A 16,908-nucleotide genomic window follows, 5' to 3' on the forward strand; every position below is an offset into this window, starting at 1 on the left:
GGCATGGCGGACACGGCCGACTCCTCGGGCACCCCCGTTCTGGCGCTGAGCGGCGTCTCCAAGCGCTTCGGCGCCGTCCAGGCGCTCTCCGAGGTCGACCTGGACGTCCGCGCGGGCGAGGTGGTCGCGCTGGTCGGCGACAACGGCGCGGGCAAGTCGACCCTGATCAAGGTGATCGCGGGCGTCGGCCCGCCGGACAGCGGCACGCTCACGTGGGAGGGGCGCCCGGTCGCCGTCGCCAAGCCGCACGACGCGCAGGCGCTCGGCATCGCGACCGTCTACCAGGACCTCGCGCTGTGCGAGAACCTCGACGTGGTCGCCAACCTCTTCCTCGGCCGCGAGCTGATGCGCGGCATCGCGCTGGACGAGGTGGGCATGGAGAAGCAGGCCACCGAGCTGCTGACCACGCTGTCGGTGAAGATCCCCAGCGTCCGGATCCCGGTCGCGTCGCTGTCCGGCGGCCAGCGGCAGACCGTCGCGATCTCGCGGTCGCTGCTCGGCGACCCCAAGGTCGTGCTGCTGGACGAGCCGACCGCGGCGCTCGGCGTCGAGCAGACCGCGCAGGTCCTGGACCTGATCGAACGGCTGCGGGACCGGGGCCTGGGGGTGATCGTCATCAGCCACAACCTCGACGACGTGTTCGCCGTCGCCGACCGGATCGCGGTGCTGCGGCTCGGCCGCAACAACGGCGTGTTCGACCGGCGGACCGTGTCGCGCGAGGACCTGCTCGCGGCGATCACCGGCGCCATCGACAACGTGGTGACGCGGCGGCAGGCCCGCAAGAGCGGCGAGGACAGGGGTGACCAGTCATGACCGATCAGCCCCCTGGTGGCGGCAGCGGCGGCGTCGACCCCGAGCGCCCCCTCGACGTCCCCGAGCCCCCGGTCACCCCCGGCGGCCCGGAGCAGCCCGAGCCGAGCGGCAGCGTCGTCCCGCCGTCCGCCGCGGTGTCCCAGGTCGACCCGCGGCTGGTGATGCGCCAGCAGGGCTTCGGCGGCTACCTGTCGGAGTTCAAACGGCGTGTGCGCGGCGGCGAACTCGGCTCGCTGCCGGTCATCTTCGGCCTCATCGTGATCTGGATCGTGTTCTGGTCGCTCAACGACCGGTTCCTGTCCGCGCAGAACCTGTCGAACCTGTCGGTCCAGATCGCCTCGACCGGCCTCATCTCGGTCGGCATCGTCTTCGTCCTGCTGCTCGGCGAGATCGACCTGTCCATCGGCTCGGTCAGCGGCCTGGCCGCCGCACTGCTCGCCGTCCTCAACATCAACCACGGCTGGGGCGACCTCGCCTCGATCTTCGCCGCGATGGGCGTGGGCCTCGGGATCGGCCTCATCCAGGGCTTCTTCTTCGCCAAGGTCGGCGTCCCCGCCTTCGTCGTCACCCTCGCCGGCCTCATCGGCTGGCTGGGCCTCCAGCTGTACGTCCTCGGCGACCAGGGCACCATCAACCTGCGCTACGGCGGCACCATCCACAAGCTGACCAGCTACTACTTCGACCAGGTGATCGTCGGTTACGTGATCGCCGCCGTGCTGGTCGGGCTGTACGCCGTCAGCCGCTACCTCGAGTACCGGCGCCGCCGGGACGCGGGCCTCGCCGTCGTCCCCGTCCAGGACCTCGCGCTGCGCACCGGCCTCCTCGCGGTCATCGCCTTCGTCGTCGCCTACGTGCTCAACCAGTGGAAGGGCACGCCGCTCGCGCTGCTGATCTTCCTCGGCTTCGTGATCGTCGGCGACATCGTGCTGCGCCGCACCCGCTACGGCCGGCAGATCTACGCGGTCGGCGGCGGCATCGAGGCGGCCCGCCGCGCCGGCGTCAACGTGTCGTTCATCCGGATCTCGGTCTTCATGATCTGCTCGATGATGGCCGCGCTCGGCGGCGTGTTCGCGGCCTCGCGCATCGTGTCCGCGGGCCAGAGCACCGGCAGCGGCGACGTGCTGACCAACGCCATCGCCGCCGCGGTCATCGGCGGCACCAGCCTGTTCGGCGGCCGCGGATCCACGTACTCGGCACTGCTCGGCATGCTGGTCATCGGCTCGATCTCCTCGGGCATGGACCTGCAATCCGTGAACTCGTCCGTCAAACTGATGATCACCGGTGCGGTATTGCTCGCCGCGGTGGTCCTCGACTCCGTGTCGCGGCGCAGCCAGAAGGCGAGCGGCCGCGCCTGACACCCGGCGCGTTCGCCCCGCGCCCGGGTCGCCGGGCGCGGGTGACTACGCGTAAAGCGGGGATAAGGGCGAAGGCGAACCGGGAGCACCCTGTCCCGCGTCTAGACTCGATAAGCGCGTTTCCCGCCTCGGGGACGGGCGAGAACCGCGAAAGACCGATTGAGGAGGTACGGGTGGGCCTGCTGGAGAGCATTCGAGGACCCCGTGATCTCAAGGCACTCTCCCCGGAGCAGCTCACCGTGCTCGCCGGCGAGATCCGCGAATTCCTGGTGGACTCCGTCTCTCGCACAGGCGGTCACCTGGGACCCAACCTGGGGGTCGTCGAGCTGACCCTCGCCCTCCACCGGGTCTTCGACTCGCCGCGCGACAAGATCCTGTGGGACACCGGGCACCAGTCGTACGTCCACAAGATCGTCACCGGCCGGCACGACTTCTCCAAGCTCCGCCAGGAGGGCGGCGTCTCGGGTTACCCGAGTCAGGCGGAGTCCGAGCACGACGTGATCGAGAACTCACACGCCTCGACGGTGCTGTCGTACGCCGACGGGTTCGCCAAGGCGTACCAGATCCGCGGCCTGAACGACCGGCACGTCGTCGCGGTCATCGGTGACGGCGCGCTTACCGGCGGCATGGCCTGGGAGGCGCTGAACAACATCGCCGCCGCCAAGGACCGCCCGGTCATCATCGTCGTCAACGACAACGAGCGCTCCTACGCCCCGACCACCGGCGGCCTCGCCAACCACCTCGCGACGCTGCGCACCACGCGCGGCTACGAGCGGTTCCTCGACTGGGGCAAGGGCGTCCTCGGCCGCACGCCGGTCGTCGGCGGCCCGGTGTACGACATCCTGCACGGCGCCAAGAAGGGCCTGAAGGACTTCGTCGCGCCGCAGGGCCTCTTCGAGGACCTCGGCCTCAAGTACATCGGTCCGGTCGACGGCCACGACCCCGAGCAGCTGGAGACCGCGCTGCGCCGCGCCCGCGGCTTCGGCGGCCCGGTCATCGTGCACGCGCTCACCCAGAAGGGCCGCGGCTACGACCCGGCGCGCAACGACGAGGCCGACCAGTTCCACGCGGTCGGCGTCATCAACCCGGAGACCGGCCTGCCGGTCGCCAAGGCCGCCGGCGAGTCGTGGACCTCGGTGTTCGCCGACGAGATGGTGAAGATCGGCGCCGAGCGGCAGGACGTGGTGGGCATCACCGCGGCCATGCTGATCCCGGTCGGCCTGCACAAGTTCGCCGCGGCCTACCCGGACCGCACGTTCGACGTCGGCATCGCCGAGCAGCACGCCGTCACCTCGGCGGCGGGCCTCGCGCTCGGCGGGCTGCACCCGGTCGTGGCGGTGTACGCGACGTTCCTGAACCGCGCGTTCGACCAGGTGCTCATGGACTGCGCGCTGCACAAGTGCGGCGTGACCTTCGTGCTCGACCGCGCCGGCGTCACCGGCGACGACGGGGCGAGCCACAACGGCATGTGGGACATGTCGCTCCTGCAGATCGTGCCGGGGCTGCGGCTCGCCGCCCCGCGCGACGCGGCGCAGGTGCGCATGCAGCTGCGCGAGGCCGTCGAGGTGGACGACGCGCCGACCGTGGTGCGGTTCGCCAAGGGCGTCGTCGGCCCGGAGATCCCCGCGGTCGGCCGGATCGGCGGCATGGACGTGCTGCGCCGCACCGGTCCCGAGCGCAACGGCGGCGGCGAGGGCGGCGACGTGCTGATCGTCACCGTCGGCGCGATGGCCGAGATCGGCGTCGAGGTCGCCGACCGGCTCGCCGACCAGGGCATCGTGGCCACCGTGGTGGACCCGCGCTGGGTCAAGCCGGTCGACCCGGAGCTGCCGGGTCTGGCGGCGCGGCACCGCGTCGTCGTCACGATCGAGAACAACGGGCGCACCGGCGGCGTGGGCGCGGCGATCGCGCAGGCGCTGCGCGACGCGGGCGTGGACGTGCCGCTGCGCGACTTCGGCATCCCGCAGGAGTTCCTCGACCACGCCAAGCCGGGCGTGATCCTGGAGCGCATCGGGCTCAACGCGCAGGACATCTCGCGCAAGGTCGTCGAGGAGGTCGCGCGGCTGACCGGCGCGGAGGGCGCGGCGGTGCAGCGCGAGGGCGAGGAGCCGCAGCCGGCCTCGTGAGGCCGTCGGGCTGATGTGAGCGCGGGTCGGCCCCGCACCCGGTTCCGGCCGGGTGCGGGGCCGATCGGCGTTTCGCGGCCCGCCGATTGACCCGCTCCACCCGATTCACCCGGACGCGCCGGGAGAAGACCGGACTGAAGCGCGACATATCGGTTAATCATGACCCTGATCTCGTGTGCCCGAAGCGGGATCGGGAGGTGGTGCACCGATGAGCACGTCGAGTCCCCCGCGGCCGGGTCCGTTCCGGACCAAGAGCGTCGAGCAGTCGATCCGCGACACCGAGGACCCGGAGCACGGACTCAAACGCGAGCTGTCCGCGCTCGACCTCACGGTCTTCGGTGTCGGCGTCATCATCGGCACCGGCATCTTCGTGCTGACCGGCACCGTGGCGCGCAACACGGCGGGGCCCGCGGTCGCGCTGTCGTTCGTGGTCAGCGGCATCGTGTGCGGGCTGGCGGCGCTGTGCTACGCCGAGTTCTCCTCGACGGTGCCGGTCGCCGGATCGGCGTACACCTTCGCGTACACGTCGATCGGCGAGCTGCCGGCGTGGATCATCGGCTGGGACCTCATCCTCGAACTCGCGCTCGGCGCGGCGGTGGTCGCGGTCGGCTGGTCGGGGTACGTGCAGTCGCTGCTGTCGTCCGCCGACATCACGTTGCCCAACGCCATCAACGGCGGCACCGACGCGGACTGGGGCTTCAACCTGCCGGCCGCGCTGCTGGTGCTGCTGCTGACCGCGATCCTGGTCTTCGGCGTCAAGCTGTCGTCGCGGCTGACCGCACTGATCGTGGCGATCAAGGTGGCGGTCGTGCTGATCGTCATCTTCGCGGGGCTGTTCTTCGTGAAGGCCGACAACTACACGCCGTTCATCCCGCCCAAGCAGCCGTCAGGGGCGGGCACCGGGGGGCTCAAGCAGCCGCTCATCGAATGGCTGACCCCGTTCGAGCCGTCGACGTTCGGCGTGATGGGCATCTTCTTCGGCGCCGCCACGGTGTTCTTCGCGTTCATCGGCTTCGACATCGTCGCGAGCGCCGCCGAGGAGACCCGCAGGCCGCAGCGCGACCTGCCGATCGGGATCCTGGGCTCGCTGGGCATCTGCACGGTGCTGTACGTCGCGGTGTCGATCGTCGTCACCGGCATGCAGAACTACACCGAGCTGTCGATCTCGGCGCCGCTGTCGGACGCCTTCAAGGCGGTCGGGCACGGCGGCTGGGCGTGGGTCGTCAACATCGGCGCGGTCGCCGGCCTGACCTCCGTCACGATGATCATGCTGCTCGGCCAGAGCCGGGTCTTCTTCGCGATGAGCCGCGACGGCCTCATCCCGCGGTTCTTCAGCGAGACCCACCCGAAGTACCGGACGCCCTACCGGTCGACGATCGCCCTCGGCCTGGTCGTCGCGGGCGTGGCGGGTGTCATCCCGCTCAAGCAACTCGCCGAACTGGTCAACATCGGGACGCTGTTCGCCTTCATCGTCGTGGCGATCGGCGTCATCATCCTCCGCCGGACCCGCCCCGACCTGCCGCGTTCCTTCCGCACCCCGCTGGTGCCGTGGCTGCCGATCGCCTCGGTGCTGGCCTGCCTGTGGCTCATGATCAACCTGCCGGTCGAGACGTGGTGGCGCTTCCTGGTCTGGATGGTGCTCGGCTTCGTCCTCTACTTCGGCTACAGCCGCCGGCACAGCCGCCTCGACGACGAGCCGACGGGCGTCGCCCCGCCGGGCGCCACGGGCCCGCCGGCCTAGGCCGCTTCCGTCTGACGGCGGGTCGGCGTGGCATCGGTAGCACCATCCGACAATGCGATTTGCCCGGTTTGTCGGCTGTTCCGCTAGCGTGGCGACGTGCTTGGTCGCGTGCGACGCGTCGCGCTTCGCCCCCTGCCCTCGGCCCTCCTCCTGCTCGCGGTGGCCGCGGCGACCCACGTCCCGTCGTTCCTACGGGCGTTCTGGAACCCCGACGAGGGCTTCCTCGCCACGCAGGCCCGCATGCTCGGGGCGGGCGCCGACCTCTACACCGGCGTCGTCGACCGGAAGCCTCCAGCGCTGCCGTACCTCTACACGGCGGTCTTCCAGGTCTTCGGGCCGACCGCGTTGTGGCCCGTCAAGCTGCTCGCGGTCGGCGCGCACACGGCGACGGCCGGCCTGCTGCTCATGCTCGCCGCACGCCGCTACGGTCGCCCGGCCGGGCTCGCCGCCGGCCTGCTCTACCTCGTCGCCAGCATCGGCCTCGCCCCGCCCGACGCCCAGGCGGCGAACTTCGAGGTGTTCATACTCCCGGCCACCGCAGCCGCCCTGGTCCTCGCGGACCGGGGCCGCTACGGCTGGGCAGGCGTCGCCGTCGCGGCGGCGGCACTGACAAAGCAGTCCGGCGCGGCGGTGCTGCTGCCGGTGGCGTACATGGCGTGGCGCGCCGGGGTGTCCGGCGGGCGAAAGTGCGAGAGGTCCGGTCAGCGTGACCGGCCCGGCGCGGGGCCGGAAACCACCCCAGGGCCGCACTCGCGCACCCACGCCGTGCCGGGCCGCGTCCATGAGTTCCTCAGCGCCCGCGCCGTGCCGGGCCGCGTCCATGAGTTCCTCAGCGCCCGCACCACGCCGGGCCGCGTCCGCAAGTTCCTCAACACCCACGCCGCACTGGGCCGCCTGCTGCTCGGAGCCGTCCTCCCCGTCGCCCTCATCGCGCCGCTGTTCGGCGCCGGACGATTCCTCTTCTGGGTGGTCACCGCCTCCAGCGGCTACGCCTCGCTCAACGGCGGCTGGTTGCAGGCGCTGGCCCGGGCGTCCGGCAACCTCGGGATCGTCGTGGCGGCCGGACTACCCCTCGTCTGGGCGGCCTGGCGCGGCCGCCGTACCCGCGCGGACGCCGACCTGTGGCTGTGGCTCGCCGTCTCCGCCGTGGCCGTCGCCGCGGGGACGCGCTTCTTCGGGCACTACTACCTGCAGTTGCTGCCGCCACTCGTCGTGCTGGGCGTCGGCGGCGTGGCCCGGGGCGCGCTGCGGATGCGCTACGTCGCGGCGTACGCGCTGCTCTCCACCGCGGTCTTCACGACCCTCGCCCTGACCTGGCCGCAGGCCCGCCTCGACCACATCCGCGACGTCGCCGCCACGATCCGCGCTCAGACCCGCCCCGACCAGCCGCTGCTCGTCTGGGGCATGAACCCGACCGTCTACTACTACGCGGAACGCCCGCCCGCGACCCGCTTCCTGACCGCAGGCTTCCTCACCAACTTCGCCGGCGGCCGCCCACCCGACCAGGTCGGCCAGTCGTACGCGGTCCCCGGAGCCTGGGCCCAGTTCACCGCCGACGTCACCCGCACCCGCCCGACCCTCGTCGTCGACGACTCCGGCCACGCCCCGTACCGCCCCGAACGCATCCCCCGCTTCGAGGAGTTCCTCCGCACCAACTACCGCGAAGTCGCCCGCAGCGGCTCAACGGTCATCTACCGCCGCATCACGCCCTGACCGTGCCGCCGACGGTCGCTACTCCCGCCCCGTGACAGCGATCGTGACCCCCAGCGCGATCATCGACAGCCCGCCCGCGCCGCCCACCATCGACGTACGCCGCGGCGAGTTCGCGAACCAGTCCCGCGCACCGGCCGCCGCCAGGCCCCACACCATGTCCGACACGATGCCGATCGCGCAGAAGATCAGCCCGAGCAGCAGCATCTGCACCGCGACGTGCCCCTGCCCCCGGTCGACGAACTGCGGCAGCACGGCGGCAAAGAACACGATCGTCTTCGGGTTGGTCACCCCGACCGTGTAGCCCTCCCACGCCGTCCGCAGCGCCCCGTGCCCGACCGAGCCCCCGGTCGAGAACGCCTCCCGCAACGCACCCCGCGACCGCCACGCCTTGAACCCGAGATACATCAGGTACGCGGCCCCGACCAGCTTCAACGTCCAGAACACCGTCGCCGACCGCTCCACGACCGACCCGAGCCCCAACGCGACCGCCACGACCAGCGTGTACGCCCCGAGCGTCCCCCCGACCACCGTCATCAACGCCGTCCGCCGCCCATGCGCCAACGCCCGCCCGACCACGAACAACACACTCGGCCCGGGAATGATGATCAGCACAAACGAAGCAGCGGCAAAGGCGGCAAGTTGCCCGGCAGAGATCATGCGCCAGGGCTATCACGGCCTTCGACGACACGCCACGGCTTTTTCCACGCCGTCACGCGGGCGTCGGCCACGGACCCGCTGCCAGTCGGGTGAACCGGTGATCTTCCACAGATCACGCTGCCGCTTGGTCGCGTCGATGTAGCTCGTCGCGCCGTGGCTCAGGTCGTTCCAAACGACCGCGTTGCGCACCGAGCATCGCGCCGCAGGCCAGCCCGAACGCGACCTCGCCGGTGAACGGTCCGTCGTGCGCGGCCTACAACGTGTCCCGGCACCCCTTCGGTCGGCAGATCTGCCTGTATGTCTTCCATCGCTCCCGCGCCGCCTCGTCGGCCGACAGCGCCATCTGCGCGGGCGTCCCGGGATTGACGACGGCGGGCCTGCCGTCAGGCACTCAGCGCTGGGCCAGGTGCAGCAGGCACTCCTTCAACACCACGCGGTCCGCCCGGAACGGCGGCAACTCCCCGCGCGTGTAGACTGCATAGCTCCACCCGCGATGCGAATACTGCATCGGGTCGACGAAGTCATAGCCGCCGCTCCGCCCGCCGTCGTCGTCCCGGGCTCACGCCACGGAGATCGGCTCGGCGCCGTCGACGTAGACCACATACCCGGCCTCGTCGCCCGTCTCGCCGAGCGGTACCACGGCCAGTCCGAGCGTCGGCCGAGGAATCCACCCGGTGTCCTTGGGCGGATCGTAGGTGCGTACCTCCTGTACAACCACCGGTGTCGGCGGAATACCCACCAGGCATGCGTCGCCGACCTCAAGAAGGTCGCTGTCGGGCTCGACCCGCCAGGGTGTGTTCAGCCACTCGCGACTGCGGGGATCCCGGGGGAGGGCCACCTGCCCGTTCCAGCGACTCCGGGAGTCCGGATCAGGGCTGCGCCAAGGCCATTCGATGAACACATAGCTGCCCGCGACCCGGGCCACACGGGCGTCCTCCGGAGGGCAGGCGAGGCTCACCGTGTCGCCGACCTGGATCGTGTGCGCAGGCATGCGAATTCTCCTGTCTGATCTCATTCGTCGTCACACGGGATCGTCGGGATCGCTCCAGAACATCCGCCATGGCGTCTTGTCCGGATTGCCGGGGAATTCCGGGCCACCCACGATGATTCCACGTTGGTTCAGGAGGGGATAGCATGTCGCTTCGCATATGTTGCGCGACGTTCCGCCGAATTCGACGAATTCGCGGGGGCCGAGTGAGTTTATCACTCCCTCCTCGGCGTGGCCTTCGCCGGGAGCGAACGCATCCTTGGCCCATTGCGGCCAACTGTCCGGCGCCTCTGTGGCGCCTCCGTTGATCCCGGTACGAATACTCAGGTCACCGCTGGCCGCGTCGCGGACGCCGATGACCGTAGTGGTTCCCCATACCCCGGCGTCCCAGTGGTCGTTGGTGGCGGTGAAGCGCAGGTCCTGAAGGTCCTGCGCGGCCTGTTGGGCGAGGACGGCGTCGTCGTACGTGCTGAGTCCCGGCTCGTATGTCGACAAGCCGAGCGGATCAAATGCCGTGAGCGGATTCCCGACATAAGAATGGTTGTTGGGTCCCGCGCGGAATCCGAGAGGATCAGGGCTCGCGTAGGAGCCGACCTCCGGGATATACCAGCGGAAGAAGTTCTGGCGGAGCTCGGACTCGACGTCGTCCTGCTGCCCGGCGAAACCCCTGCGTGGCGGTCCGGTTTCGTTGCCCACGGGGGCACCCCAGAGGCTGCTCCGCTGAGGGCTCTCTCGTGTGCCGCTCACATCGACCGTGGAGGTCGGCGTCCCGACGCGGTCCGCGACGATGACGCGGAAGGCGGATCCACCGTCCGTCCGCGTCGACGGTGAGACGGGTTGCGAAACGGCTGTCTCGGTGAGAGCGCGGTGCGTTCGGGGTGCGAAGTCCCAGGTCGTTGTCTCGTCTTTGCCGGTGACGGTCTCCGTTAAGCACGGGCCGTCCCAGACGAACTCCTCACACTGCGCGGGGCCGGCGGTCGCCGATGTGCGGCGCTTGGCCGTGCGACGGCACAAAGGGTCGTAGATGTACGTCCACTCGGACCCGTCCGGAGCCGTCATGGCGGTCAGCCGGTCGTCGGAGTCCCAAGCGAACGTCCAGGCGCGTCGGGCCCCGGAGAGGAGCCGCTTGGTGCGGCGGATCAACCGGCCCTGGGCGTCGTGCTCGTAGTGGGTGCGGCCTGCGCGGCGGATCAGTGTTCCGGAGAACTGGCGGTCTCCTTGGCCGCACCCGTCGTCCGGGGACGGTCCTGTCGGCCATTCGGCCCGGGCTATGTTGCCCAAGGCGTCGTAGGCATAGCGCTCGGTCCAGTCCCGCGCGTGGACGGCGGTGACGCGGCCGACCGGATCGAGGTCGTACGTGGTGGTGCCGTACTCAGTGTCCGTATGGGTGGTGGGGAAGCCGTCCGCACGGTACGTGTAGGTGCGGCGGTGGAGTTCGCGAGGGCCGGCGTCCGGACTGAGCGCTGCGGTGACCGGGTCGACGGGGGCGCCCCGGCGGATCGACTGCGCGGCGAGTCGGCCCAGGGGGTCCCACTCCTGCGCGAGCGTCACGTCGTCGCCGAATCGGCGTTCGGTCTCCCGACCGAGGAGGTCATGGGAGAAAGCGACGAGGTTCCCGGCGCTGTCGAGGGTGAGGGGGCGGCCTGCGGCGTCGTACGTCCACGTGCTTACATGCCCCGACGGGGTCTGGCGACGTATTCGGCGTCCGAGTGCGTCGTAGCTCTTCGTGAGGCGGCGGCCGTTGGACACCTCGGCGGTGGTCCGACCCAAGAGATCGTATTCGAAGGTGAGTTCGACGTCGGGGTTGGCTGTGTGCACCAGCCGGCCTGCTGTGTCGTAGGTGTACGTGGTCGCGCGGCCGGTGGCGACATGAATCTGACGCGTGACTTTGCCGCGCGTGTCCAGCTCGTATGAGACCTCTTCGCCCGCACCGTTGACGCGGGCCACGATACGGCCGACGGCGTCCAGGCCGTAGGCGACCTCGCGCCCGTCGAAGTCCCGCTCGGCGACGAGCCGACCCGCGGGGTCGTAGCTGTATGTCCAGGACTGTCCGAGAGGGTTCGTGACCGAGGTCAACCGCAGCTCGGTGTCGTAGCCGAATTCGTAGCGGGTGCCGTTCTGGTCGGTACGTGCCGCTGGTTTGTCGAAGTGGGTGACCTCGTAGAGTCGAAGGCCGCCGTTCTTGTCCCGGTACTCCGTCAGGTTGCCTTCGGCGTCGTACGTCCAGTGCTCGCCGACGTCGTTGCGGACACGGCTCAGCGACTTGCCCTCGATGGTCCATCGGTTGTGAGTGGTCTCGCCTATGGCGTCGGATACTTGGGAGGGGCGGCCGAAAGCGTCACGGGTGACGCGTGTGCGGGCGCCGACCGGGTCACGCATGTCGAGAGGCAGCCCTGCCGCGTCGTGAGTGAGGCGCCGTACACCGCCGAGCGCGTCCGTGACGGCGACCGCGCGTCCCCATTGGTCGCGTTGGTACTCCGTGCGGGCACCGGACGGGTCGACGACGGCGGTGCGGTTGCCGCGGTTGTCGTACTCGTACGTCCATGTCGTGGCGTCGGCCCCGGTCCTGAGGAGCGGGTTGCCGAAACCGTCGTAGGTGGCTGTGGTCGTCGTGCCGTCGGCCCGCTCGGCGCGGGTGACGCATCCGAGATCGTCGTAGGTGAAGCGGGTCGGGTGGCCGAGCGCGTCGGTGAATGCGAGCAGGCGGTTTCGGTCGTCCCATTCCTTGTGGATGGTGTTCCCCAGCGGATCCGTCTCGCTGGTGATCTGGTACGCCGCGTTGTAGCGGTAAATCGTGCTGTGGCCCAAGGAGTTCGTCGCCGTTGTGGTGCGTTCGGCGTCGTTGTAGGTGAAGCGGGTGTCGAGGACGCCGTCCTTGCCTGTTGTGCGTATGCACCGGCCCGACGCGTCGTACTCGTAGACCGAGGACATGCCTATGCGGTCGGTCCAGCCGGTGATGCGGCCTGACGCGTCGTAGGTGAAGCGCAGGGGGAGGTCGGAGGAGTTGTAGACCTCGGTCAGGTCGCCGTTGAGGTCGTAGGCGTAGCGGACCAGGACTACCCCGTCGGGGTGTTCGGGGTCGCGCATGTGGGTTTCGGGGTGGGTGTCGCGGAGGCGGAGGCGGGTGACGCGGCCGTGTTCGGTTTCGATGCCTATGCGGTAGCCGCCGCTGTGCCAGATCTCGGTGGGGGCGCCGGCGGCGTCGTAGACGATGTCGATCTGGTTGCCGTTGCGGTCGGCGACGGCGACCAGCGGGAGGATCAGGCCGTCGCGTCCGATCTCGGGTTCGGCGCCGGTCGGGTTGGCGAAGTAGCGGACGAGGCCGCTGCGTTGGTCGCCGACCGCGAACGCGCCGCCCGGGGTGCCGTCCCAGGCCAGGGCGAGGGTCGAGCCGGTGACGGGGAAGACGCGTTCGCCGGCCTCGGGGGTCGGGTAGTGCAGGATTCTGCCGTCGGTGTCGGCGAACACGACCTGACCGCCCGCGACTTCGAGGTGCTGGTCAAGCCAGGACGACCACGAGCGGCCGAACCAGCGGCCGCGGCGGTAGTTGGACAGGTGCTTGCGGGTCAGGACCAGCGGCAGTGTGCCGGGCAGGGCGACGTCGGTCTGGGGGAGGATCATCGCGCCGTTGGCGACCTCGACCGGGTCGCCCGCGGTGCTCTGCGCCTCTTCGGGTGTGGCCGTCTTGTTCGCGGCGACGGGGTCGATCGGTTCGCCTTTGGGGGCGAACGGGAGTTTGCCAGGTGCCACTTTGCCCGCGCCGTAGCCGGCGGCGCCGCTGGCCGCGCCCAGGGCGAGGTCCTGGAGGGTGATCGGCTTGCCGGTCGCCGCGTCGATCATGGCCGTGGTCCCGGCGCCGAAGGCCATCTGGCCGGGTAGGGAGGCCAGCACGGTCGGCACCTTGGAGGTGATCGAGGTGAGGCCGGGCGCGACCGATTCGAGCTTGCTGAGGGCGGCGGGCATGCCTTCGACGGCTCCGCCGGTGACGGCGCCCGTGAGCGCGCCGGTGCCGGCGACCGACAGCAGGTGGGACGCGCTCAGGTCCATGCCGTTCTGGACGCCGCCCGCCCACAGGATCGGCTGTGTGACGGCGAGGTCGACGGTGACCGCGACGATGGCGCCGGAGACGCCGTAGACGAAGGCGCCCGCCACGATGGTGGCGACCGCGGCTGACATCTCGACGCCGACGCCCGCCGCGAGCGAGACCAGGCCGTCGGCCGCCGCGGTGGCGGCCGCGCCGCTGATGCCGCCCGTGCCGATCGCCAGCGCCGCGCCCGCGAGGATGGTCGCGGCGACGGCCATCACCTCGACCTTGAGCTTGTCCTTGGTGTCCTCGGTGTGTTGGGCGAGCTTGTCGAGCGCGTCCGCGTTGGCGTGGCAGGCCTTGGCCGTCTCGGGCAGCCATCCGGCGCCGGAACTGTCGTACTGGGCCCAGAACTTGCCGAGGTTGTCGATCGCCGGGCCGCGGTTGTTCTGGGTGACGGACTGCGTCTTCGCCGTGGACGCGCCCCGGACGCCGTCGATCGCGTCGGCCATCGTGCGGTACGCCCGGGCCGCCTCGCGCAGCTTGTCCTCGTCGGCCTCGGGCCAGTACATGCCGGTGAGTTTGATGACCTTCTCGAGTGCTTCGTCCGCGAAGTTGAGGACGTACTCGGCCATTTCCTCGACTTTTTCGGCGAACTCCTTGGTGACGTTGTAGACCGACTTGCCGACGCTGACGACCGCGCCGCCTACCGCGTCCGCCGCGTCCTCGACCGTGTCGACGACGTCGCCCGCCATGTCCTCGACGGCATCCCAAACACCCATGACCCGAGTCCCCCGACTCTCGAAATCCGGTACCGCTACTGCTTGTACGCGGCAGCGTTCGACTGGTCCTGCGCCGTCGTGTTGTCCGCCAGCGCGCGCAGCGCCGGGTCCATGCTCGCGATGCCCTGCGCCATCACGCCGAGGGCCTTGAACAGGCTTTCCTGGGCGGGGACGAACCCGGGGTTCGTGCCGTCTCCGTTGGCGAAGACCTTGCCCTGGTCGTCGTCGCCCCACGGCGCTCCGAGGCCGGCCATCGTGGCCTGGAGGGCGGTCAACGCCTTGTGCAGCGTGTCGCCCTCGGTCGTGAACGCCGGTGCGGTGGAACGCAGATCGTCCGGATGAATCGCGAAACCGTCGGCCGCCATGTCACACCCCCGTGTATTCCATGCACTCCAGCCGCAAACGACCGTAGCCCGCCTGACAGACAGTCAGGCGGGCTGCGGGCAAAGCTCTTGTATAGAGCTGGCCGGGTACTTACCAGAGCTGGTCGGTGTACGTGTCACGCCCGGGGATCGTCGGGATCCACGGCGCCGCGAAGGTCACCGTCCCGATCCCCGACGCGTTGATCTGCTCCGCCCACGCCCGGAACCCGTCCCAGCTCTCGCGCGGGTCGCCCTCGACGAAGTAGAGCTGGAGGCTGCGGGTTGCCGCGTTCGGGTCGCGCGGGACGAACGCGGGCGCGTCGTCGGCGAGCGGGACGGCGGTCCACGCCGCGACCGACTCGACGGCGGTGCCCGCCAGGAACTTGGGCAGGTTCGCGTCGAACCACGCCTCCAGGTCCGCGGCAGAGACGCCCTCCGCGCGCTGCACGGCGAGCGAGACGAGCCCCTGGTAGTTGTGGTCGAGGGCGAGCTCGAGCGGCACCGGGTCCTCGTCGCGGTACCAGCGGCGGTCGTGCAGGTACATGCCGGTGTGCGCGTGGATGCGGTTGGGGAACCCGCGGTCGTTCGAGTACAGCCAGTTGACCTGCTCGACGGCCCAGTTGTTCCACTCGTCCCACTGGCCGTCGTTGACCCAGTAGACGGCGAGGTACGAGCCGGCGTCGATCGCCGGCACCAGGTCGCTCTCCGCCGGGAACCGCAGGTCCTTCAGCTCGCGGGTGGCGACCCAGCGCCGCCCGGCGAGCATGCCGGGGCCGATCATGCAGCCGGCGTAGAAGTGGTCGCGCTCGTACCAGCGGTGGTACTCCACCTCGTGGCCGCGCTCCGGGTCGACCGCGGTGAACAGCATCCCGGTCGCGCGGATCGGGTACTCCTTGAAGCCCATCGTGTTCCTTTTCGACGGAAGAGATCCGGAGAGGTCTGCCTGACAGTACGTCAGAAGCGGGTGATTGTCAGCATCTGATGACTTGTCGGCCGGTCGGCTCGGGCGGTCGATTCGGCTGCTCAACTCAGCCGGTCAACTCAGCCGGTCGACTCGGCGGCCGCCGCGGCGTCCCGGAACCGCGAGGTCCGGTGCACCGGGTCGGTGTCGATCTCGGGGATGACATGTTCGCCGATGAGCCTGATCGACTCCAGGGCCTCCGCGATCGTCTGCCCCACCGGCAGTCCGAAGGTCAGCTGGTCGGCGCCCGCGCTCTCCCAGCGCCGGCACTGCCGCAGGACGTCGTCCGGGTCGCCGCACGCCGTCATGCCCTCGCCGAGCATCCAGTCGACCACCTCGGGCGTCGGGTCGGGGATCAGCTCGGGCCACCGCGGCACCAGCGGCGGGTGCGGGAACGTGTCGTGGTAGCGGAACACCAGGCTTTGCAGGTAGGTGTTCTGAGGCCGCATCAGCACCTCGCGGGCGCGCTCGCGGTCCTCGAAGCAGATCGCGCTCGTGGTCACCAACACGTTGTCGTTGACGTAAGCGCCGACCGGCTCCGCGTTCACCACCTCGGCCTTGTACGCCGCCAGCACCGGCTCCAGCTCGCTCGGCGAACCGACCGAGAAGCCCAGCACGCCGAGGCCCTTGCGCGCCGCCATCGTGTACGACGACGTGTTGCCCGCCGCGTACCACATCGGCGGATGCGGCCTCTTGTACGGCTTGGGCAGCACCCGGCGCGGCGGCAGCGACCAGAAGCGCCCCTCGAAGCCCTCGTACTGGTCCTGGAGCCACATCTTCGGGAGCTCGGCGATCGTCTCTTCCCAGATCGCCTTCGTCTCGTTCATGTCGGTCATGCCCGGGTGGAAGCCGAGGATCTCGTGCGAGCCGGCGCCGCGTCCCGTCCCGAACTCGAAGCGTCCGCCGGAGAGATGGTCGAGCATCGCGACCCGCTCGGCGACCTTGGCCGGGTGGTTGACCTTCGGCAGCGGGTTGAAGATGCCGGAGCCGAGGTGGATGCGCTCGGTCGCGTGCGCGAGGTACCCGAGCACGACGTCGTTCGCGCTGATGTGCGAGTACTCGTCGAGGAAGTGGTGCTCGGTGACCCAGACGTACTTGAAGCCCGCCGCCTCGGCGGCCTTCACGAGTTCGAGCTCGCCCAGCAGCGCGTGGTGCTCGGCCTCCGGGTCGGCGGCTCGGGCGCTGTTCGGGACGTAGCCCTGGATGAACACTCCGAATTCCATCGCGGTGCCTTTCGCGTCGTCGTGGCTGGCCGGGGTGGCACGTGTCGACTTGCGGGCGGTGCGCGTGGGGGTGCGGGAAGTACGGACGGGACAGATGAGATGCAGGAGACGCAGGGGACTGGGGAACGGGCCTTGCGCGGGCGGGCCGGGCGAAGGCCCGCCC

The 16,908-nt window shown here is 70.1% G+C and carries 11 protein-coding genes; 5 read left to right on the forward strand and 6 right to left on the reverse strand.

The window, feature by feature from the left end:
• Positions 1 to 3 precede the first annotated feature (3 nt).
• From QI554_RS39220 to QI554_RS39240, 5 genes are all read left to right on the forward strand, one after another.
• Positions 4 to 813 carry an ATP-binding cassette domain-containing protein gene (locus QI554_RS39220; protein ID WP_281477481.1) on the forward strand — a complete coding sequence of 270 codons (810 nt, stop codon included), beginning with the start codon at positions 4 to 6 and terminating at the stop codon, positions 811 to 813.
• On the forward strand, positions 810 to 2,168 hold the full coding sequence (locus QI554_RS39225; protein ID WP_281477482.1) for a sugar ABC transporter permease: 1,359 nt from the start codon (positions 810 to 812) through the stop codon (positions 2,166 to 2,168). The genes QI554_RS39220 and QI554_RS39225 overlap by 4 nt, the downstream gene beginning before the upstream one ends.
• Positions 2,169 to 2,341: 173 nt before the next feature.
• Positions 2,342 to 4,294 (forward strand): 1-deoxy-D-xylulose-5-phosphate synthase, encoded by a 1,953-nt coding sequence (gene dxs, locus QI554_RS39230; protein ID WP_281477483.1) that lies wholly within the window; start codon positions 2,342 to 2,344, stop codon positions 4,292 to 4,294.
• 208 nt (positions 4,295 to 4,502) lie between these two features.
• Positions 4,503 to 6,035 carry an amino acid permease gene (locus QI554_RS39235; RefSeq protein WP_281477485.1) on the forward strand — a complete coding sequence of 511 codons (1,533 nt, stop codon included), beginning with the start codon at positions 4,503 to 4,505 and terminating at the stop codon, positions 6,033 to 6,035.
• 96 nt (positions 6,036 to 6,131) lie between these two features.
• Complete coding sequence (locus tag QI554_RS39240; protein ID WP_281477487.1) at positions 6,132 to 7,748, forward strand: glycosyltransferase; 1,617 nt, start codon at positions 6,132 to 6,134, stop codon at positions 7,746 to 7,748.
• Positions 7,749 to 7,766: 18 nt separating this feature from the next.
• Here the strand turns inward: QI554_RS39240 and QI554_RS39245 are convergent, their stop codons facing one another.
• The 6 genes from QI554_RS39245 to QI554_RS39270 all read right to left on the reverse strand — a co-directional run bounded on the left by QI554_RS39245 (position 7,767) and on the right by QI554_RS39270 (position 16,745).
• Positions 7,767 to 8,405, reverse strand: coding sequence for a LysE family translocator (locus QI554_RS39245; RefSeq protein WP_281477489.1), 639 nt, complete (start codon positions 8,403 to 8,405; stop codon positions 7,767 to 7,769).
• Between the two features lie 559 nt (positions 8,406 to 8,964).
• Positions 8,965 to 9,396 (reverse strand): hypothetical protein, encoded by a 432-nt coding sequence (locus QI554_RS39250; protein WP_281477490.1) that lies wholly within the window; start codon positions 9,394 to 9,396, stop codon positions 8,965 to 8,967.
• Between the two features lie 30 nt (positions 9,397 to 9,426).
• Positions 9,427 to 14,199, reverse strand: a complete 4,773-nt coding sequence (locus QI554_RS39255) for a DUF6531 domain-containing protein (RefSeq protein ID WP_281477491.1) — start codon at positions 14,197 to 14,199, stop codon at positions 9,427 to 9,429.
• A 35-nt stretch (positions 14,200 to 14,234) separates the two neighbouring features.
• Positions 14,235 to 14,564: a hypothetical protein gene (locus QI554_RS39260; protein ID WP_281477493.1), complete on the reverse strand. Its 330-nt coding sequence runs from the start codon at positions 14,562 to 14,564 to the stop codon at positions 14,235 to 14,237.
• Positions 14,565 to 14,673: 109 nt separating this feature from the next.
• Positions 14,674 to 15,465: a hypothetical protein gene (locus tag QI554_RS39265; RefSeq protein WP_281477495.1), complete on the reverse strand. Its 792-nt coding sequence runs from the start codon at positions 15,463 to 15,465 to the stop codon at positions 14,674 to 14,676.
• A gap of 137 nt (positions 15,466 to 15,602) precedes the next feature.
• Positions 15,603 to 16,745 carry an LLM class flavin-dependent oxidoreductase gene (locus QI554_RS39270; protein ID WP_281477496.1) on the reverse strand — a complete coding sequence of 381 codons (1,143 nt, stop codon included), beginning with the start codon at positions 16,743 to 16,745 and terminating at the stop codon, positions 15,603 to 15,605.
• Between the last annotated feature and the right edge of the window lie 163 nt (positions 16,746 to 16,908).

The organism is Yinghuangia seranimata (assembly GCF_029953285.1).
GTDB lineage: Bacteria > Actinomycetota > Actinomycetes > Streptomycetales > Streptomycetaceae > Yinghuangia > Yinghuangia seranimata.